The sequence below is a fragment of the Aminobacter sp. HY435 genome, from assembly GCF_027568395.1.
Classification (GTDB): domain Bacteria; phylum Pseudomonadota; class Alphaproteobacteria; order Rhizobiales; family Rhizobiaceae; genus Aminobacter.
In genome coordinates, this window is sequence record NZ_JANKZL010000012.1 from 85518 (window position 1) to 104774 (window position 19257).

The 19257-nt window shown below is 65.3% G+C and carries 13 protein-coding genes; 3 read left to right on the forward strand and 10 right to left on the reverse strand.

The annotated features are described in order from the left end of the window. Nucleotides 1–105: 105 nt before the first annotated feature. From tssM (PCJ21_RS18265) to tagH, 3 genes are all read right to left on the reverse strand, one after another. The gene (gene tssM, locus PCJ21_RS18265; protein ID WP_269932854.1) at nucleotides 106–3654 is read right to left on the reverse strand and encodes a type VI secretion system membrane subunit TssM; all 3549 of its coding nucleotides are present in this window, start codon (nucleotides 3652–3654) and stop codon (nucleotides 106–108) included. Next, the gene (icmH, locus tag PCJ21_RS18270) at nucleotides 3651–5084 is read right to left on the reverse strand and encodes a type IVB secretion system protein IcmH/DotU (RefSeq protein ID WP_269932855.1); all 1434 of its coding nucleotides are present in this window, start codon (nucleotides 5082–5084) and stop codon (nucleotides 3651–3653) included. Before icmH (PCJ21_RS18270) ends, tssM (PCJ21_RS18265) begins: the two co-directional genes overlap by 4 nt. 270 nt (nucleotides 5085–5354) lie before the next feature. Continuing rightward, nucleotides 5355–6470: a type VI secretion system-associated FHA domain protein TagH gene (gene tagH / locus PCJ21_RS18275; RefSeq protein ID WP_333474408.1), complete on the reverse strand. Its 1116-nt coding sequence runs from the start codon at nucleotides 6468–6470 to the stop codon at nucleotides 5355–5357. Nucleotides 6471–6624: 154 nt separating this feature from the next. Between tagH and tssI the strand changes: the two genes are divergently transcribed. Genes tssI through PCJ21_RS18290 form a run of 3 tightly spaced genes read left to right on the forward strand, consistent with a single transcriptional unit; the run spans nucleotide 6625 to nucleotide 9724 of the window. Next, entirely contained in the window at nucleotides 6625–8952 is a 2328-nt protein-coding gene (tssI, locus tag PCJ21_RS18280; RefSeq protein WP_269932856.1) for a type VI secretion system Vgr family protein, read from the forward strand. Nucleotides 8953–8963: 11 nt separating this feature from the next. After that, nucleotides 8964–9389 (forward strand): DUF6484 domain-containing protein, encoded by a 426-nt coding sequence (locus PCJ21_RS18285; protein WP_269932857.1) that lies wholly within the window; start codon nucleotides 8964–8966, stop codon nucleotides 9387–9389. Beyond that, nucleotides 9389–9724 (forward strand): hypothetical protein, encoded by a 336-nt coding sequence (locus PCJ21_RS18290; RefSeq protein WP_269932858.1) that lies wholly within the window; start codon nucleotides 9389–9391, stop codon nucleotides 9722–9724. Before PCJ21_RS18285 ends, PCJ21_RS18290 begins: the two co-directional genes overlap by 1 nt. 15 nt (nucleotides 9725–9739) lie before the next feature. Here PCJ21_RS18290 and PCJ21_RS18295 read toward each other — a convergent pair whose 3' ends face one another. Genes PCJ21_RS18295 through icmH (PCJ21_RS18325) form a run of 7 tightly spaced genes read right to left on the reverse strand, consistent with a single transcriptional unit; the run spans nucleotide 9740 to nucleotide 19257 of the window. Then, nucleotides 9740–10657 carry a hypothetical protein gene (locus PCJ21_RS18295; protein WP_269932859.1) on the reverse strand — a complete coding sequence of 306 codons (918 nt, stop codon included), beginning with the start codon at nucleotides 10655–10657 and terminating at the stop codon, nucleotides 9740–9742. Between the two features lie 12 nt (nucleotides 10658–10669). Further along, nucleotides 10670–11752: a PAAR-like domain-containing protein gene (locus PCJ21_RS18300; protein WP_269932860.1), complete on the reverse strand. Its 1083-nt coding sequence runs from the start codon at nucleotides 11750–11752 to the stop codon at nucleotides 10670–10672. Next, nucleotides 11749–12774, reverse strand: coding sequence for a beta-ketoacyl synthase N-terminal-like domain-containing protein (locus tag PCJ21_RS18305; RefSeq protein ID WP_269932861.1), 1026 nt, complete (start codon nucleotides 12772–12774; stop codon nucleotides 11749–11751). Before PCJ21_RS18305 ends, PCJ21_RS18300 begins: the two co-directional genes overlap by 4 nt. Next, entirely contained in the window at nucleotides 12771–13877 is a 1107-nt protein-coding gene (locus PCJ21_RS18310; protein ID WP_269932862.1) for a DUF2169 family type VI secretion system accessory protein, read from the reverse strand. The genes PCJ21_RS18305 and PCJ21_RS18310 overlap by 4 nt, the downstream gene beginning before the upstream one ends. After that, nucleotides 13877–14416, reverse strand: a complete 540-nt coding sequence (gene tagF, locus PCJ21_RS18315) for a type VI secretion system-associated protein TagF (RefSeq protein WP_269932863.1) — start codon at nucleotides 14414–14416, stop codon at nucleotides 13877–13879. Before tagF ends, PCJ21_RS18310 begins: the two co-directional genes overlap by 1 nt. Next, nucleotides 14398–17928, reverse strand: coding sequence for a type VI secretion system membrane subunit TssM (gene tssM, locus PCJ21_RS18320; protein WP_269932864.1), 3531 nt, complete (start codon nucleotides 17926–17928; stop codon nucleotides 14398–14400). The genes tagF and tssM (PCJ21_RS18320) overlap by 19 nt, the downstream gene beginning before the upstream one ends. A gap of 3 nt (nucleotides 17929–17931) precedes the next feature. Beyond that, on the reverse strand, nucleotides 17932–19257 hold the full coding sequence (gene icmH / locus PCJ21_RS18325; protein ID WP_269932865.1) for a type IVB secretion system protein IcmH/DotU: 1326 nt from the start codon (nucleotides 19255–19257) through the stop codon (nucleotides 17932–17934).

A 19257-nucleotide genomic window follows, 5' to 3' on the forward strand; every position in this document is an offset into this window, starting at 1 on the left:
GCCAGCCTGGCGCCCCTCTGCGGTAGCTGCCTGTTACCGTCCTTCAGTCTGCCACAGGGGCGGACGTTAGAACACCGAAATCAAACGCCCATTACCGGCCTTTGCTCAAAGGGTCCGGGGGCAGACGAAGGCCGAAAACGCCGGCAGCGAGAACGGATTTCCTGGCGAATTTGCCTGCAGTGTGTAGGCGACGTCGCGACCGCCGATGACGAAGCGGAGCTCGACCTTGTCGTCCTTGGCGGATGTCGTGGCGGTGTCCAAAAGCCGCTTCAACGCCCAGGGCCCCTCGAAACTTATCGAGGAGTCCCGCCCGGCGAGCTCGGGCGTCAAACTGATGCTCGCCTGACCGGTTGCTGTCCCGCCGGGCCAGACGATGACGACCGGGCTGTTGCCGGTCTGGTAGCTCTGCACGACCTGGCCGTTGACGTTCAGCAGGGCCATGTCGACATCGTTGTGCTGCGAGAACGGCGTGACGGTGATGTTGACAACCGGCGTCGTTCCACCCAGCGGGAAGAATGCCTCGCGGATTGTTGCCGCCAGCTGGAATGGTCTCAGTGCGCTAGCTGAGACATCGCGGCCGAGGCTGTTGCCCTGCTTCCACGACCAGTTCTCACCGGAGACGTCGACATAGGGAGCGAGGTTCTGGGCGAAATAGCGATCCAACAGCCCGGCCGGCCCGAACAGGCGCGTGAAGTCGGCGACCGGCAGGTCGTCAGCACTTCCGGCGGAGAACGGATAGCGGTTGGCGAGCGCCTCTTCGCAGGGAGCGGCCACTAGTTCTGCCAGCGACTTGCGCATCTGCTCGAGCGAGGCCCGGGCGGCATCGCCTTCGAATTCGTCTGCCGCTGCGAGGATCATACGCTGCAGAGCCTTGGGAACGCGCGAAGCGTTGGCGCGCAGGTTCGAGATCTGGAGCTGCAGGTTGGTGTTCACCCGGTCTGCCTGGGTTGGCGCGGCGGCGGCAATTGTGAGGCTCTGATGGATGGCGCGGAAATTCTGAACCAGGGCATCGATCGGGCGCTGGCTGGGACGACCGTCGACCAACAACTGGAAAGCGCGGAACTGCGCCTCGATGCTGGCTCCCGGAACGACCGCCGTTCCGCTCGCCGGCGCCGACCCGGCGCGGGTGTTGGATTTGCGGCCCGGCATCTCGATGCCGATTGCGGCAAGGCCGTCGGATCGCGCCGGATCGGTGGAAGCAGGATCACCGCTACGGGTCAGCGCCGTTTCCCGTGCTATGGCTTCGAAAAGCTGCGCGATGGGAGAGTTGGGGGCGCCTGCCGCCGAGAGTGCCAGGAACTGCGCCTTGTCCGCCACCATCGGCTGGAACTTCAGCCGGTCGAGCGCACTGTTCCAGGCTGCGGCGAACTCCCGGTCATAGCGCTCGAGCAGGTCGGGTCCGAGCCGCGGCAGTTCCTGCACGACCTCTTCCTGCTCGGTACTTGTGCCGACCACCCATTGGTCGTCGGTGAGCCGGCCGGCAATTCCTGCCAGTTGCGCCAGGAAAACGTTGTTGAAGCCGCTGTTTGTGTAGATGCCCGGTATGCGGAGCGAACCGAGGTCGCTGCCGTCGACCATGTCGAAGACCAGCTTGGTTTCGGGGCCGCCCGCAGTGACAAAGGCGAAGTCCTGTGGCCGCTTGGCCGATACCGCGGCGGCGATGAGCGCCGAGGCGCGATCTGCGACCGTCATGCGGCCGAGGGAGCGTTGTGCGGCCTCGACGAGGGAGCGGTCCATGTCCACGGACGGATCATGGGCGTCATCGAGCGCAAGCATTGCCCGCAGGTGCTTTTCAAGCGCCTGCCTGCCATCACGGTTCTGCGGGCCGGGATAACGGTTCTGCTCCCAATCTCGCATCATCCAGGCGACAATCATCTCGTCGTCGGCCTTGGGGGCTTTCCCGCCCAGCATCAGGTAGACCTTCAGCAGCTCATAGAGGCCTGTCGGATCACCAAGGTTTGCCAGGATCCTCTGTTCGAGATGCAGCATCAGGCGCGGTCGAAGCAGCCGCTCCAGAGCTTGCCGGTAGGCTTCCTGCGACGCTGAAGCGAGCCGCGAGCGCTGGTCCATCCCGAGGGTTTCGCGCAGCGAGGCAGGCTGATTGGTGGTGTCATAGCCGGCAGGCAAGCCTCGGATCCCCTCCAGACCGTCCAGGACGGTTGCCAGGTCGCTGTCGGCCACGGTGGTTGCTTCGAGTCGCTGCGCCGCCGCTGCGCGCACTGCCGCTGCCCCCTCGGCGGTCGCCCGTACCAGGTCCCGATTGGCCTTGAAGCTGATGCCCAGGACACCAAGTGTCGCCAGCGTCGCAAGCACGACCGCGCCGATAGCGGCATGCCTGACCAGGCGGAACCTGCGGTCGGCGCCGCGGTCGCGGGTCACCCAGCCGGCCTCGGCGAAAACGACCCTGGCCAGCAGGTCGTGCAGGAAGAAGCTCTTGCCGGTGCCTGACAGCTGGTCGCTTGTGTCGTGGCCAAAGCTCTTGCCGATAGCGCCGAGAATGCGGTCGATGGGGGTGCCTTCCTGGGTGCCGGACGCGAAGTAGAAGCCGCGGGGCACGTAGCCGGCAGGGTTGTCGCCACCGAAAACGGCTTCGAGGAAAGCAATGCTACGCTGTCTGAGGCACGCCATCTGCGCCGGGAATCCGAAGGCGGCGATGCGTGCGGCCGGGTCCGTCTCCTCCTGCAGCCTGTCAGGCAATCCCTGCGACAGGCGCCGGATCAGCTCGTCGAACTCGGCCGGCGCATCGCCCACCGGATTGCGCGTCCTGTCGACCGGCTGGAACGTCGCGCCCCACACCGCCTGGCGCTCGGCCTCGCTGCATTCGCCGAAGAACTCCATGAAGCCGCTGACGAGATCGGCCTTGGTGAACAGCACATAGACGGGGAAGTCGATTTTCAGGCGCTCGTGCAGCTCGCCCAGGCGATTGCGGATCTCCGTTGCCAGAACGTCCAGTTCGCGTTGGCCGGACGTCAGCAGATCCGCCACGCTGACGGCGACGATGACGCCGTTGATCGGCTGGACGCCGCGGTGCTTCTTGAGCAGTGCGAGGAATTCCAGCCAGCCTTTTCGGTCGCGGTCGGCATCGGTGTCCTGCGTGGTGTAGCGGCCGGCCGTGTCGAGCAGGACACCCCTATCGGTGAACCACCAGTCGCAGTTGCGCGTGCCGCCAATGCCGGGAACGGATTGCGCGGCGCCGGAAACGGCCAGCGGGAAGGGCAGGCCGGAATTGGCGATTGCGGTTGTCTTGCCCGCGCCCGGCGGCCCGATGATCAGGTGCCACGGCACCTCATAGAGGAAGTTGCGCCTGCCGCCCGAGCGGCTGAGCGCGGCGAGAGCGTCCTGCATACCCTTTTCCAGCAGCGCGGCGTCGGTGCCTTGAGCGCCGCTGGACATGGCGGTTGCCATGGCCCTCTGGGCCCGGCTGGCAAGCAGCTGCTGTCGCAGGTAATAGCCGGCGACCACAACCGCGACCAAAGCAATGAGTGCGACGCGGGCGCCGGCAGAAGACAGCGGTCGCTGGTCGCCCGGCCCGAGCAGTGGCCCGGCATACCAGACCGCTGCCGCCAAGCCAGCGAAGGCGACCACGCTGACGACGAGCGGCAGGATGCCGGCCGACGGTGCCGGGCTGCGCTGCCGGACCGCGCGCCGGCTCACAGGGTTTCCTCCCTGGGGATCATTACCTCGATCCGCCGGTTCCTTGCCCGGCCTTCCGGAGTCGAGTTGTCGGCGATGGGCTCGTCCTGTCCCTTGCCGTCGACACCGATGCGGGAAGGGTCCTGCACGGTCGGGGCGAGCACGGCCTTGACCGCCTCCGCCCGCGCCATGGACAGGTCATGGTTCGACTTGAAGGGTCCAGACGGCCGCGGCCTGATGTTGTCCGTGTGGCCGACGATCTCGACCGGGCCACGCTCGCCATCGAGGGCTGCGCCTATGCGACTGGCGACGGCCGCAAAATCAGGCTTGGTGTCCACGGCGCCGGGGTCGAACAGCAGGCTGTTGTCGATGTCGATGACGACGAAGTCGCCCCGGGTGGCGACGCTGAGCGCGCCGTTGGCAATATCCTTGGCGAGGGCGGAGCGGATGCGTTCTATCTGCGACGTCCGAGGGGCTGGCGCTTCTTCCACAGTTGGAGCCGCGACCTGGGCTCGCTCGATGGTGATCGGGCCAGAAGGGACGAGCGACAGCAGCTGCTGTGCGGCAGCTTCGCCCCGGTCGGTGACAATGGTTCGCATCCAGAAAAAAGTGCCCGCGACCAGTGCGATGGCTGCTGCCGCGAACGCCCACACCGGCACCCTTCGCGGTGGGCGTGCTGGCCCGACGGACATGGGCTGCCAGCGTGGCGAGAGCCCCCCCTGGTGCGGCCGGAAATATCGGATCGCCTCGTAGACGTCGCGTCGTACCGGCTCGAGGGTATCGCCGCGCGTCGTGCCGCGATACGGCCCTTCGAAGCCCAGCGAAAGGCAGGCATGGATCAGTTCGAGCAGGTCGCAGCGTTCCTGCGGGTTGGCCAGCACCGTGTTCAGCGCGTCGAAGAAGCCGTTTCCCGGCGCTTCGACCTGGTAGTGCCGCCACAACAGACTGTGCGGCGCCCACGCGGCGGCGCCGATGCCCGGAAGGTTTCTGGCTATGTCATCCGCGGTCTCGCAAAGCACGTATCGAGCGATGCCGATGTCGTCGTCGAGGCCCAGCTCGGCGGCCCTCCAGCCGAACTCGTCGATGGCGGCGGCCAGTTGCCGCGCGACTTCGCCGACTTCTGTCTTGGTGCCTTGCACGCGCAGATGGCCGATCAGCATCAGCAGCGGCGCGGCAGCTGCCAACATGCCATTGGACGCCGGGTAGTCGAGGTCGAGCAGGCTCTCCAGCAGGTCGCTCCTGGCGTGCGAAGGGGAGGAGCCGTTGGCTGGTGGCCGTCCGGTCGGGGGCCTTGCCTGCGAGATGATGGTTCCGATCGGGGGCGTCGTGCCGGCCACATAGACGACCGTCGGGTCCGCGGCCGGGACAGAATCGGGCGTGTCGTCACGGCGCGCGGAACCGCGGACGATCGTTCTGCCGCCAGAGCCGGAAGGATTGTCCTTCGAACCCATTGCCGCTCACCCGCCCTCGCGCCGGCAACGCAACCGCACCGTCGCTGTCACGTCGCGCGCGGCAGCTTTTCCGCGCCCGGCTGCTGAAGCCGGCATGGTAGTGCAAGGCCTTGTCCAAGGGAACCGGTCGAGCCGGGGAACGGCTAACGCATCGGCCCGAAAATCGGACCCGATTTTCGGAAAGCACGATGCGCCAACTCAGTAAGTGTAAGAGCGTCCTTTGTGCGTCCATTCGGACGCACGGCGCTCTAACGGAAGCCCAACGCTCGCTTATTTCTTGTTCGACGATTTTGCATAGGCCTCGCTGAAATAGGCGAGGAACACGTCGAGCATTCCGTTCTCATGCGCAGCTTCCCGCGCGTCCCAGGTCGCCACGAACGTATCCCACGCTCGTCCCTTCCTGGAGACGAACGAGCCGCCCGGGGATTTCGCCTCTATGGCATCGGGCGAAAGCTCGGAAAGCAGGCGCGACAGTGCGGCCTGCATGGCGGCGTAGGTCGCGATCTCGTGCGCCTTGAGGTCGCGGAATGCCTCTTCGACGCTCTGGCGCGCATCCAGATATCCGGCCCGATGTCTCGCAAACATGATGTCGAGGATTTCGTCCGCGCGTGGCACGAACTTCAGCGGGTTGTTGTCCACGCCGCCGATCATGGTGCGTTGGCTTGTCCTGGCCAAAGCCTTTGCAGCCGCCCGCGCCTTGAGCATCTGGGACAGCTCATCGACCATGAGCCGGAGGATCGATCCGATCTCGGCTGCCACCTCGCGTGGATCGCGTTGCTGGAAGACATCGGGCGAGACACCTGCGCCGGCCGCGATGAGGCGTAGCAATTCTGCCGCATCGGCCTGCTTTCCGACGGCAGGCGGGGCCGGCCGCATTGCCTGTTCCTGGTCGATGCTTCGGCTCTCCTGCGGTCGTGCCCTTGGCGCGACCTGCTCTGCCGCCACGCCGAAGAACGGGTCGGACCGCTGGGGCGGCGCCTGTTCGAAGCCCCATGCGTCAGGCGCGCGACGTGCCGGCTCGCCGCCTTCCAGCGACACCGCCACGATGTAGCGTCCGATGCACAGCCTGTCGCCGTCGGCAAGGCGATAGGGCGAGCTCATGCGCTGGTCGGAGCCGTTGAGGAACGTGCCGTTGCGCGACACGTCGTGCAGCCAGAAGGCGCCGCGGTCGAAGCGCACCTCGCAATGCAGGCCGGAGATGAACAGATCGGGGTCGGGCAGGTTCCAGTCGCGCTTGTCGCGGCCGATGGCGAAGCCACGGGCATTCGAACTGAAGGTGATCGGCCCGCCATTCGGCAGCCTGTCGACATTCTCGATGGTCAGGTTGATGAGCATCAGGAATTGCCCGCCAGATCCCGGCTCGCAAGCAGCCTCGGTCAGATTCACGCTGTTATTCTAGCAGCTTGCGGCCAGTCGAGCACAGCGCGATTTCTAGAAGGCATGTTTACCAGCCTGGCGAAGCAGGACTTGGGAGGGTCAAAGGACTTATGCTAAGCTCTCCGCGCGAAGGTCCGGCGATCCCCTGGAGAGGCACGACGCCATGGCTAACGATCGTGCGACAGTCGTTCGGACACCGCTCGGCGGCGATGCGCTGACCTTTACCCATCTTGCCGGGCGCGACGAGATCAGCCGCTGCTTTGCCTATACTGTGGGGTTCGCCAGCAGCGATCCCGACATCGATCCGCTCAAGATGCTGGGCGGGTCCGTGTCGGTGGAGGGCGAGTCTAAGCCGGCGCGTTGGTTCAGCGGCCTGGTTTCGGATTTCCGGCTCACCCGCATCGAGGACAGGCTCGCCTATTACGAGGCCACTGTCAGGCCCTGGCTCTGGTTCCTTGGCAACACCACCGACTGCCGCATCTTCCAGAACATGACGGCCATCGAGATCGTCGAGAAGATCTTTTCAAAATATGGCGTGGCAAAGTTCGAGAAGCGGCTGCAGGGCTCCTATCCGTCGCGCGAATATTGCGTGCAGTTCGACGAGAGCGACCTCGATTTCGTGCAGCGCCTGCTCGAGCACGAAGGGGTGATGTATTTCTTCGAGCATGGCGATGGCGAGCACAAGCTGATCCTCGCCGATGCGATGAACAAGCTGAAGCCCGCGCCGGGCTACGACAAGGTGCCCTATCATTTCGAGGGGCGGGGCGCGCGCCGCGACGTCGAGTACATTACCGAATGGGTGCCCGGCAGTTCGGTTCGCCCAGGCGCTTATGCCCATACCGACTACGATTTCCAGAAGCCGGGCGCCGACTTGATGGCGAAGTCCGACCAGGCCTTTGGCCACAAGCAGGCGTCGGGCGAGAACTATCGCCAGCCGGGCGCGCATCTCGACGTCGGGCGCGGCGACGCCATAGCGCTCGTCCGTCGCGAGGAATTGCAGGCCGTGCATCGGCGCATCGCCGCGGCCGGCACCGTGCGCGGACTGTTCTCGGGCTGCACGTTCAAGCTCGAAGGTTTTCCGCGCGAGGACCAGAACGAAGAGTACCTGGTGGTCAGCGCCGAGTACCGGGTGTTCGATCCCGGCTACCACAGCGGTGTCGAGACCGGGGGCGAGAGCTTTACGGTGGTCCTGGGCGTCGCCCCGACCGGCCTGCCCTATCGCCCGCCGCGGATCACGCCGAGGCCGATCATGCGCGGGCCGCAGACGGCAACCGTTGTCGGCCCGTCGGGCGAGGAGATCTTCACCGACAAGTATGCCCGCGTTAAGGTGCAGTTCCACTGGGACCGTGAAGGCAAGAAGGACCAGAACAGCTCCTGCTTCGTGCGTGTGTCGCAGACCTGGGCCGGAAGCAGCTGGGGTTTCATCCAGATTCCACGTATCGGCCAGGAGGTGATCGTCGACTTCATCGAGGGCGATCCAGATCTGCCGATCATTACCGGCCGCGTCTATAATGCTTCCCAGATGCCGCCCTACGGCCTGCCGGGGAGCGCCACGCAGTCCGGCTGGAAGTCGAACTCCTCGAAGGGTGGAGGCGGCTACAACGAGCTGATGTTCGAGGACAAGGCCGGCTCGGAACTGGTCAATTTCCAGGCGCAGAAGGATCACAACCTGCTGATCAAGAACGACCGCACCAAGCTCGTGCAGCACGACCAGTCGGACCGCATCGACCACGACGCCAGGCATTCCGTCGGCCACAACCTCGACGAGGACGTCGGCAACAACAAGACAGTCAAGGTTGGCGTCGACCAGACAACCAATATCGGTTCGAACGATACGGAAACGGTGGGCAAGAACAGGGCGCTGACGGTGGGCTCCAACGAGACGATCAGCATCGGCTCCAACTCGACCGAGACAATCGGCGCCAACCACGCGCAGACGGTCGCCATCGCCCAGGCGATCACGGTGGGTGGCGCGCGCGTCGACACCGTTGGGGCGACGGAGACGCGTTCGGTGGGCGCGGCCCAGACGAATACGATCGGCTCGACGCGCGCGGTCACCGTAGGTGCGGCCCAGACCCACCAGATCGGGGCAAGCGACAGCTGGAACATCGCATCGAACCAGGATGTGACGGTCGGCGGCGGTCAGACGTTCAACATCGCGAAGGATCACAAGAGCCAGATCGGCGCGGGGCGGCGCACGGAAATCGCGAAGGACGACGGCACCAAGATCGGAGGAGCTTTCGAACTGAGGATTGCCAAGGCGAGCATGGTCCAGATCGGCGAGGACGGAAAGATGAACGTCGGCAAGACGTTCCTGATCGAGGCCGGCGACGCGATTGCTCTGAAATGCGGCTCGTCGACCATCACCATGAAGAAGGATGGAACGATCACCATCGAAGGCAAGGACATCAGCATCAAGGGATCGGGCAAGATCAACGTCAAGGCGTCGAGCGTGATCACCATGAAAGGCTCGGAAATCAAGCAGAACTGAGGGCGGTTGCGATGACCAAAACATTGAAGCGGGTCGAAGGCGTGGTGATCGGCATACTCCTGGGCTTCGACGGCGAGGCGCCCCTTGTCGTCTTTCCCGGTAATGCCAAGGACACCGCCATAAGGGCGCGCAGCCTGACCGAGATGAACTCCGAGATGATTGGCGCGGAGGTGGCGCTGCTCTTTGAAAATGGCGATGTCGGCCGCCCGCTAGTTGTTGGGCGCATCGTCGATCCGATCCGCCGGCCAAAAGCGCCACAGGTCATTCGGGACGGCAAGAAGGTCCAGATTATCGGCGAAGAGCGCATAGAGCTGCGCTGCGGCAAGGCCACGATCATCATGGACAAGGACGGCCACATCACAATTCGCGGCACCTATGTGACCAGCCACGCCAGCGCCGCGAACCGCATCCGTGGCGGCTCGATCAATCTAAACTGATGCCGAAGATTGTTCTGCGCGAAATCGTGCGGCAGCATGCGGAAATGGCAGCGTTCCTGTGGACGGTCTACGACCATCATCTGCTGCACCCGAACGAGAATCCCGACATGGACGAGGAGCGTCTGGCTCGACTGGTCGAACGGCTGGACGCCCATATCGACGGCTTGCGCGTTGCTGGCGAGGCGGGACAAAAAATCGCCGAGGAGGTCTACGCCGAGTACCCCGAAGCCGGGGAACTGTTCGTGTTGAGAATGCTGCAGACCGGTGCGCCAAGGACCATCGGGGAACTCGATGTCGAGAAGGTGCGGGCCTACCTGGCCGCCAATGGCGTCTGACAGGACAGCGTTCGATCAGACCAGCCTGAAGCCGTTGCGATATTCGAGGGCCAGCGTCTTCCATTTCTTGCCGTCGAAGCGCCAGGCGTCGACGCCGGCCACATACAAGAACTCGCCGTCTGTCCTGAGATCGGAGGCGGTGCCGATCTCCGCGTCCAGGAGAACGATCGACTCGCCGTCCTCGACGCCCAGGCCGCCTTCGTCACCCCAATAGGCCTTGCCCTTGAAGGTCCGCACCGCGAGGTGAGTGGTCCTGTCGACAGGTTCGATTTCGATGGCTTCTTCGTTGACGATCCGCAGGCACACGCCATCCCCGCCGGCGACCCTGATCGTACCGTCGCTGGCGACGTCGATGCCGTAGAAGTGGTCCTGGCGGTGCAGTTCGAGCGCTTCCCACGTCGAGCCCGCCAGCTTGTGAACGCTGCCGGAATCGCCGCACACCCAGACGCCGTTCCTGGCGTCGCCGTGAAGGTCCATGTACTCGGCGTCGTTGATTGGTGTGATGCGCTGCCAGTCGCTCCCCACCAATCGGACTGCGCCGCCTTCGGATCCTGCCATCATCGGGCCGCTCGGGCCGGCCGCCCACACCTGGCGGAAGCTCACATCGCCAACCCGGTCCCGGGTCCATTCGCTGCCGGCATAGCGCCACACCCAGACAGTCGCCTCGAGCGCAAACAGCTCGCCCGATGGCGAAGCCGAAAGCGAGGTCAGCCATTCGGAAGTCACGAGGACGCCCTTTGCGGTCTTCGGGTTGAAGTCGTCGACGGTGAAGATCACCGACACCGTCGGATCGTAGTCGGAGTTGCTCAGCAGGAAGAGGATCGCGACCTTGCCGTCGCCCATCGGGGCGACCTGGATGCATTCGATCGTAGTGTCCTCGTCATCGATGAAGTCTTCGAGCTCGTCCTTGGTCATGGTCAGCTTTCCGGCCATCTCGCAACCACCTCATTTGGGGCATTCCTTGCTGGATTCTCCAACATCGGCTGCCGTGACAGTCACGTTCTTCGGATCCTTGCCGGCCTTCACGGCGGCATCCTTCAGCTTCTTGCGCGCTTTCGAGGCTTTCTTCGCCTGGTCCTGCGCCTTCGGGCACGACCCGTGGCACCGCGTCTTTTCCTTCACATCATTGGACTTGATGTTCTTCTTCTGGTAGTCGGCATTCTTGTCCTTCAGGCATTGCGCGACCTTGCTATGGATCTCCTTCGGGATTTCGGGGTCCTTCATGTGCTTCACGGTGGCCTTCGCGCACACGTCGTTGAAGTCCCCCAGCTTGCCGCTGTCGTTGTCCTTGATCCATTTGGCCGCGTCCTGGGTCTTGAGATTGTGTCCCGTTTTGCCCTTCTTGCCGATGACCTTCTGGCCCTTGTAGCCGGCCTTCCTGGCCTTCGCGGCCTCGCCCGGCATCCATTTGGCCTTCATGCAGATGCACGGCGCCTTTTGCTCGTCGTAGTCCTTGCAGCAGTCGAGCGTCAGGTCACGCACGCCCTGGACGGTGAAGAACCGGACCTCGGTGGTATGTTCCTTCTCGTAGCCCGGATCGCACTCCAGTTGGTCGTACGGCTTTATCCCGAGCATGCTGCATTTGAAGTCACCCGCCGTTGCCGTCGCGACCCTCAGGATGGGCATCCCGCCGGCCATCGGCGAGGCGTGGTCGTTGGAGCCCAGATCGGAGAAGCGGCTGATCGGCTCGGCATCCATCTTGACGTTGCCGGACCAGGCGTGGGCGTATTCCTTGCCCCGGTTCACCGAAGTGATGATGTTCTTCTTCGGCGCGCAGCCGGCTTCGTTGCCCGAACACTTCGTGTAGTAGGACTTGTTCTTCTGGGTGACTGTCTTGCCGCCGATCTTGACCGTGCTTGTGCCGCTGTCGGTGTCGTCGTCCATGCTGAAGGTAGGGTAGGGCACCGGCACGCCGGGCGGTGTCGCGGGCGTCTGGGGTGGCGTGAAGCAGACATACGGAAAGGCGGCGATGATCTTGTTGGCCTGCACCTTGCAGGCCACCTCGAGGCCGTTGGCATAGACCGTCATGCCGCCCTCCTCGAGGCGAAGACCGCGGCGCCGCACGCGCCGTCATCGGAGGAGGCCTCGATGAGCACCGGATTGCCGGCGGCGTAGCCCTTGGCCGCCGCCGTCCAGGCCATGCCCACCATGATTGGAACCGCCGCCGCGCCGATATTGCCCAGCGACTCCGCCGGCGACCACAGATCCTGGAACGCGTGCCGGCCGCGCAGCAGCCGGATGGAGGCGAGCGCCGTCTGCTTGAACCAGTACTGCTCGCCGACAAGGTCCGAGATGCGATAGCCGAGCCGGCTCATGTCGATGCCCGTCTCGCGAAAGGCGGCGTCATAGGCGGCCGTCATCCCGTCCGCCCGCAGGGGCAGGTCCTTCGCGTTGTAGATGGAGGCCGGTTCACGCGCGAGGCCAAGTCCGAACAGTTGAAAGCCCCCGCTGCCCGACCGTCTGCACAGCACCGCAGCGGCAGCTTCGCCTGGAATGAAACCGTTGGCGTTGTCCGCAGTCAGGATGCGGCGTTCCTTGAGATAATGGGAGATCGTCGGGGCGGTCAGGTAGCAGTCGACGCCGGCGATCATCACATAAGGCACATCGCCGGACGCTAGCAGCCGCCGGGCATGATCGAAGGCGACGTGCCCCGATGGCCGGCCATGCGCTATGATGCGGGACTGGCTGTGGGGCGCGATCTGGATGATCTCGCCGATGCGCCGCATCAGGGTCGAATTGTCACGCACCGAGCGGCCGGGCCGGCCCTCTTCCGGCAGGCAGAGGAGGAGCGCGGTTTGTCCACGTGCCCCCGGCGCGCCTTCGTAAGCCTCGACGATGGCGCCTGCCGCCAGATGTGCGAGACGCTTTTCGCCGATCCAGTTGCGGGGAAGCGGCACCGGCGCACCTGTCAACCAGCCTTCGGGCGTGCTGAGGAACCGTGTCTCCTGAAAGCCGTCCAATCGCGCCCGCATCGCAGCGCAGCTCGACGGCGCATCCAGCCCGACGGCTGTCACCATGCCTATGGAGACGATCTCGAGGCCGGCGTTCATGCAGCCTCCGAGCGGTCGTCGCGCAATGGCATGTCGAACCTGCGGATGTAGCGTTTGCCGGTCGCCCGGGCCAGCAACATGCCGGGGGTCGGCACGCCAACCCAGCACTCTGAGAAATCCAGGATCGTCCGGTGCAGCCTGTGCGACAGGCGCCAAACGAGCGACAACCTGCGGCGTTCGGGATCAAGCAGGATCGTGTCGGGCAGAACGCGCGTATCGACCACCTTCGCGTCGTTCTCGAACAGCGCCATCGGCAGCGACGTGTCCGGCAAACGGAAGCTGACGCGGCCGTCGGGCGTCAGGTTCACCAGCTGCACCTCTTCGCCGCCGCGCGGATTGTCGATCTGCTGGTCCGGCGGGGCCATCTGGAAGTAGCGCTCGTCGAAATCCGGCGGCAGGAACGGAAATATGTTCCTGGTCCAGTTGTCGTCGTAGGTGCCGCCAAATTCGATGCGCCCTGGCCAGCCGCGTCCCATGGGGCCAAAGCTCATCGGCGCGTAGTCGCCGAAGGGCGAACGGATTTCCTCGCCCACCTTCTGCGTGTTGGGCAAACGCAATCCGGGAACGAGGTGTTGGTTCCTCGTGCGCGACCAGCCGGTGCCGACGGGATTGGTGGCGTAGACCCCAGGCATCTTGTCTGCCGGGTCCAGCTTGTCGACGCCTCCCCAGGCGTTGTCGTAGGTGATCGGCATCTTCAGGAACGGCTGAGCCGCGGTGGCAGTGAAGACCGGGCCAACGGCGCGCCATTCGCGATGACCCACCGCCTCCAACAGTTTCGACCAGTTACCGACCCTGATGCCGACCGGCACGCGCTCTGCCGGGCGGCCCCCCGGCGCATAGGCGCAACCATTGGCGATGACGTCGCAGCGCGGTTTGCGGAAGGCGAAATCGGTTTCCCACAGGGTCGCCGAATAGCCCGGCTCGCCCGTCTGCGTGTCGGCGAAGACCAGCGGAACCTGCTCGCTCGATTTGCGGAGTTCGCCGCCGGGCTTGTCGGGAAAGTCGAACGTCCCCTTCACCACGACAACCAGCCAGTCGTGCCCCGCGACATCGGTCGCTGCGGTGAACTGGTGCGGATAGCCTGTCTGGTTGAGTACTTCCATCAGGCGGCACCCCGGCTGACGAGCAACGGCTCAAGCGCACTGATCGGAGCGTCCGGGGCGACTTCGACCGGTTCAGTCCCTTCGGCCCAGAGCGCGATGCCCAAGACGGTGTTGCCTTCTGCGTCGGCATCGGGAAACGGCAATTCGGCCAGCGCCCTGCCGAACTCGTCGGCCGTGAGTTCTCCCTGTCTCGCCAGGTCGGCAACTTCCTTGACTGCGGCAAACCATTCCGATGCGGTCGACGCCAGGCCGGTGGCAGGCACGGATACGGGAGAGGCGACGGTCAACGGGAAGCGCCGGCCCGCGCGATCCCGGCTCGGCATGACGATGCCGGCCATGGGCCCATTGGCGTCGGGGCCGATGATGAAGCGCAGGCCGAGATGGTCGGGCCAGGTGCCTGACGATTGCAGCGGGGCAAGGTTCGCGGCGACCCACCGGTCCCAGGTACGGACGAAGCCGCCCGGCAGTCCGCGACCGACGAAGTCGCCGGTGGCGGGGATCTTGCCGTAGAAGCCGGTGGTCAGATGTTCGGCGGGCATGTGAACCTCTTGAACATCTGCAGATTGTACGGGTTTTCGACACTCGATGCCTTCAGCTCGAAATCGGCATAGAAATTCTTGGCCCCGAGCCGCAGCTTGTAGACGTCGGGCAGCGGGGTCGCGGCGAAGCGGCCATTCATCAGCAGGCGCAGCCAAGCCCAACTCCCGGTCTCGTTGACGATCACCTCGGGCGAACCATCGATCGGCTGGAAGGCGAGCGAGATCGCCCCGGTGCCATCCTTGCCCGGCCAGGTCATGGGTTGCGGGCGCGTGGCATTGTTGAAATAGGCGAGCGTCTGGCCATCGAGGTTGAGCGTCATGCGCGACACCGACGGCGAGAGGTCCTTCGGCTCGAGGGTGAAGTTCATCACCGGGCCGCTGCCGCCAGGAAAGAGATCGTCGCGGATGCGCCTTGCCTGTTCGAAGGCGGCAAGGGCGGAGGAATCGAGGCCGAAGTCGGCGCGCCATTTCCACGGTTGGGTGGCGGTGTCGACATAGGCGATCAGGTGGTCGTTGGTGAATGCGTCGATCAGGCCGCCCGGCCCGAAAAGGCGGGCGAAGTCGCGTACGTTGACGTCGACGGCGCTGGCAGGGCTGAACGGATAGCGGTCGGCCAGCGCCGCCTGGCAGAACGGCAAGACGTCGGCGCGCCAGATGGCGTTGAGTTCCGAAGTGACGGCTTTTTCGGTGAGGCCGCTGGTGTCGCCGGCGATGCCGCCGAGCCAGTCGTCGATCGGATCGGGCAGGATCTGGGCCTGGCGCGCCACCGCACCGGTGAGTTCGGCCAAGCCACCCTGCTTCTTGATCGCGTCCTGTGGGTCCGGATTGGCGGTTACCGTCTGCAGCACGTTCGACAAGGCAGTCAGCGCCACGACCGCGGCGTCAAGCGCGGGCGGCTGGCCGTCAACCTCAGCGACCGCGCCTTTCAGCGGCTTGAAGTGCTCGGCGACCAGCGAGCCGGTCATGTCGACCTCGTCGGCGGAACCGGCCCGCGGCAACAGCTTGGCCCCGGTCTTGGCCAGCTTGCCGACCTTGCCGAGCTTGCCGAGAAGCTTGGACGCGCCCTTGGAGCCGGCCTTGTCGTCAGCGGGCTCGTCGGAGCGCGTCAGGTCGGTCTCGTGGACCACGGCCGTGACCAGGCGTTTCAGCGCGGAGTCCGCACTCGACAGGTCCTTCAGGTTCTGGCTGGCGACGTTGAGGTCGGTCAGCGGGGAAAGGCGGATGTCGCGAAGAAGGCTGTCCCATTGGGCGATGAAATCCTCGTAGTAGAGCTTGAGGATGTCTTCGGAGAGAGCCGAAACCGAAGTCTCGGCGTTCTCCTCGCAACCACCGGCGAAGACGGCCCGGTCGAGCGCCGCCTGGCCGGCGACTTCCTCGACCCGGTCGAGCACCGCGCCATGGAAGCCGGCATAGGTGAAGGCGCCCGGCAGGCCGACGCGCAAGGTCTTGTCGGAGCGGCGGGCGAAGACCTTCGAGCCATTTGGCCCGGCGAAGTTGGCGGGGATCCATTCCTTCAGTTCGCTGACTGCCGGATCGGCCAAGAGCTGACTGTAGGCACGTGCCGGCAGCGAGATGGTGCAGACGCTCTTCAGCGCCTCGGCGACCAGCGCCTGGTCGGGTTGGACGTAGCTGTCGTCGACCGCCATCCGGCTGATCGCGGCAAGCTGGTGCTCTTCGGCGTCGGGTGTCGGGAAGGCGGCGACAGGCGCAAACTCCGGCAGCTTGTTGACCCACCAGTCCTGGGCGAAATCCGTTTCCATCTGCGACAGTCCGGTCATCATCCGGTAGGTCTTGAGCGCGCCGAGCATGAATTCGGGGTCGCGCACCTGCCGCCACATGGTGGTTTCCAGCAGGGCCACCATCCGCGGTTCCAGTATGTTGCGCAGGGCATGGTTGTAGGCGTCGGTTTGCGCGCGCAGCAGTTCGGGCGAAGCGGTCGGGCCAATCAGGTCGCGCAGGCCGGCGGGTGGGGCAGTCCTGCTGTTGACGACCTCGGTCATGGCCGCGAGCGCTGCGTCGATGTCGGGGGCGTCGACTGGCGCCGGGCTGGTCGCGAAAGGAGCGAGCGGCGCCTGCAGTGCCTCGAACTGGCTGGCCTGGGCGGTGATGGCGTTGCGGCTGTCATGATAGGACAGGCCGAAGATCGTTCCGGCGACCAGAACCGCCACCGCCGCCGCCGCCGCCGCGCCGCGCCATATCCATGTCCGGCGTTGCTGCGCGAACGGGTCGAAGACGCCGAGGCCGGCCTCCTTGAAGATCACTTCAGTGAGCAGGTTCTTGAGGAAGAAGCTGCGCCGCTCGACGCGTGGCTGCGCCATGGCTCGCTGTGGCGGCAGGCCGAAGGATGAGGACAGAGCCGCCGTGAGCCGGTCGATGGGCGCGCCTTCCTGGGTGGCGGAGGTCAGGTAGATGCCGCGCAGCCAGGCGGTGTCCTCGTAGCGGCTTTCGCCGAAGATGGTCTCGGCAAGCAGTCGAATCGGCTCGGCCAGGCTGTTCACCTGTGCCGGGAACCTGAAGATCTCGGCGCGCCGGGCGAGGCTATCCTCGCCCTCGAGCAGGGGCACCATGCGCTGCTCCAGCGCTCGCGCCAGCGTCGAGATTTCCGTCGCCACCATCTTGCTGTCGACGCGTGCGTCAGGCGCGAAGCTAGCGCCCCAGACCTGTTCGCGCGCCGTCGTCGACAGCCCGCCGAAATAGGCCTCGAAACCCTTGATCAGGTCGGCCTTGGTGAGCATCAGGTAGACGGGCAGGCGGATCTCGAGCCGTTCGTTCAGCTCGGCCAGCCGTCGCCGGATCTTGCGCCCATGCGCCTTGATCGCCTCGTCGCCTTCGGACAGCGCGTCGATGGAAAGGGTCACGATGACGCCGTTCAGCGCGCGGCGGCCGCGATGCTTCTTGAGCAGGTCGAGGAAGCCGAGCCACTCGACGGCGTCCACGTCGGGCTGGCTTTCCTGCTGCACGTAGCGGCCGGCGGTATCGATCAGCACCGCATTCTCGGCGAAGAACCAGTCGCAGTTGCGGGTTCCGCCGACGCCATGCAGGTCGTCGGTGAGGTCGATCGGGAAGTTGAGGCCGGACTGCCGCAGCGCCGTGGTCTTGCCGGTGGCCGGTGGCCCGACGATGACATACCAGGGCATGTCGCGCAGGAACTTGCGGCCGCCGAGCTTGCGCCGCTTCAATTCGTCCATCAGTTGCTGGAACTTGGCGCCGACGGCAGCCACGCTTTCCTCGCCGGGCGTGAGCTGCTGGATAGGCGGAGCAGCGATTTCGGCCACGAACATCCTGTTGGCGCGGATGGCCCGCCGCTGGGCGATGATGAGCCAGACCAGCCAGAAAATGACGAGTCCCGCGATGATGCCGATGCGGACCGTCTCGGAGGCGAAGGGGAAGCTGCGGCCGATGGCGACGATCGGCCCGAATATCCAGATGATGAGCGAAAGCAGCGCCAGCCCGATCAGCGTCCAGAGCCATCTCGACGTCAGCACCGACCAGAGGAAGCGCAGGATGAACATCTGTCACAGCCTCTTTTCGACCAGCACTTCGACGCGCCGGTTGAGGGCGCGACCCTCGCGGGTGCCGTCGTCGGCAACCGGATCGGTGGCGGCGCGCCCTTCCGAGCGCACGCGGTCGGACGGCACGCCGTTCTGGACCAGCAGGTCGGCGATGGTGGCCGCGCGCGCCTCCGACAGCCGCTGGTTCGTCGACAGCGGATTGGTTCGCTGCAGGGGGATGCCGTCGGTGTGGCCGACGACCGTGACATTGCCGATCAGCTCCTCGTTTTCGCGGATGACCTTGGCGATGGAGACGATGAGCGGCTCGAAGCCTTCGGTCAGCTCCGCCCGCGACGACTGGAACAGCTCGGGGTTGGTTGCCTGGATGACCAGCCGGGCGAGCGACACGCTTTCGGCTCCCTTCAGCGCCGGTCGCAGGCCTTCAGGGGCTGCGGCGGCGAATTCCGGCAGCAGCGCGAAATCCACCGTCTGCACCGGCGCCGGCGTTTCGGGCTGGGGTGCGGTGCGCAAGATCTCCGCGCGGTCGGCTGGCGGCAGGGCGCGCACCAGCGCCGGCAGCTGCGTCGCCTGGTTGCTCAATGCCATGGACAAGGCAACATAGATGCCTGTGGCGAGTACCGCAGCGATGACGCCCATCACCCAGATCGGGATGACGAAACGCTGCGGCTCGTCGGAGGCAACGACGCCCTTCCAGTTGGGCGACAAGGGCGCGTCCGCGGCATCGGCGTCGCGCAGAAAGCGGGCGGCAGCCACCCTGACAGCATTGATCGACCGGTCACCGGCCCGACCCGGGATGCGGAACTTGCCGCGAAAGCCGAGCGCCATGCAGAGATATTGAAGCTCGAGCAATTCCCTGTCGCGGTTGGGATGCCGTTCGAGTTCCTCGAGGCGGGAAAAGAACTGCGAGCCGGCATCGACGTCGCCGCGCAGCATCACCACCAGCGGCTGGCGCGGCCAGGCGCTCGCACCGCCCCAGGGCGTGTTAAGGGCAAGATCGTCGAGCAGGGCTGCTACCGACCACGCCGCCTGGTCGGCCCGTTCAAGCGATGAACCGGACGCAACAGCCGCGTCGCGGGCCCTGACCAGCTCTTCGAGCAGGCGGGTGCGCAAGGTCTCGGGGTTATCGGGAGGCAGCGCGTTTTCGAGTTCGGGCGCGAATTCGAGCAGGGCGGAGAACGCATCGACCAGCTTGTTGGGGTGGGCACGGGCCCGCTGCAGCGGCACCGATGAGCCGGGTGTGACAGCCATCCGCGACATGGGTGAGCCGACCATGCGGATGCGGGTCCGCTCACGATCCTCCGACAGGCCGAAAGGATCGTCCTGGCTCAT

Excerpts from the sequence above, each read along its gene's own strand:
- icmH (WP_269932855.1), bottom strand. The coding sequence starts at position 5,084 with ATGGGTTCGAAGGACAATCCTTCCGGCTCTGGCGGCAGAACGATCGTC.
- tssI (WP_269932856.1), top strand. The coding sequence starts at position 6,625 with ATGGCTAACGATCGTGCGACAGTCGTTCGGACACCGCTCGGCGGCGAT.
- PCJ21_RS18285 (WP_269932857.1), top strand. The coding sequence starts at position 8,964 with ATGACCAAAACATTGAAGCGGGTCGAAGGCGTGGTGATCGGCATACTC.
- PCJ21_RS18290 (WP_269932858.1), top strand. The coding sequence starts at position 9,389 with ATGCCGAAGATTGTTCTGCGCGAAATCGTGCGGCAGCATGCGGAAATG.
- PCJ21_RS18295 (WP_269932859.1), bottom strand. The coding sequence starts at position 10,657 with ATGGCCGGAAAGCTGACCATGACCAAGGACGAGCTCGAAGACTTCATC.
- PCJ21_RS18300 (WP_269932860.1), bottom strand. The coding sequence starts at position 11,752 with ATGACGGTCTATGCCAACGGCCTCGAGGTGGCCTGCAAGGTGCAGGCC.
- PCJ21_RS18305 (WP_269932861.1), bottom strand. The coding sequence starts at position 12,774 with ATGAACGCCGGCCTCGAGATCGTCTCCATAGGCATGGTGACAGCCGTC.
- PCJ21_RS18310 (WP_269932862.1), bottom strand. The coding sequence starts at position 13,877 with ATGGAAGTACTCAACCAGACAGGCTATCCGCACCAGTTCACCGCAGCG.
- tagF (WP_269932863.1), bottom strand. The coding sequence starts at position 14,416 with ATGCCCGCCGAACATCTGACCACCGGCTTCTACGGCAAGATCCCCGCC.
- tssM (WP_269932864.1), bottom strand. The coding sequence starts at position 17,928 with ATGTTCATCCTGCGCTTCCTCTGGTCGGTGCTGACGTCGAGATGGCTC.
- icmH (WP_269932865.1), bottom strand. The coding sequence starts at position 19,257 with ATGAGCCAGGACGATCCTTTCGGCCTGTCGGAGGATCGTGAGCGGACC.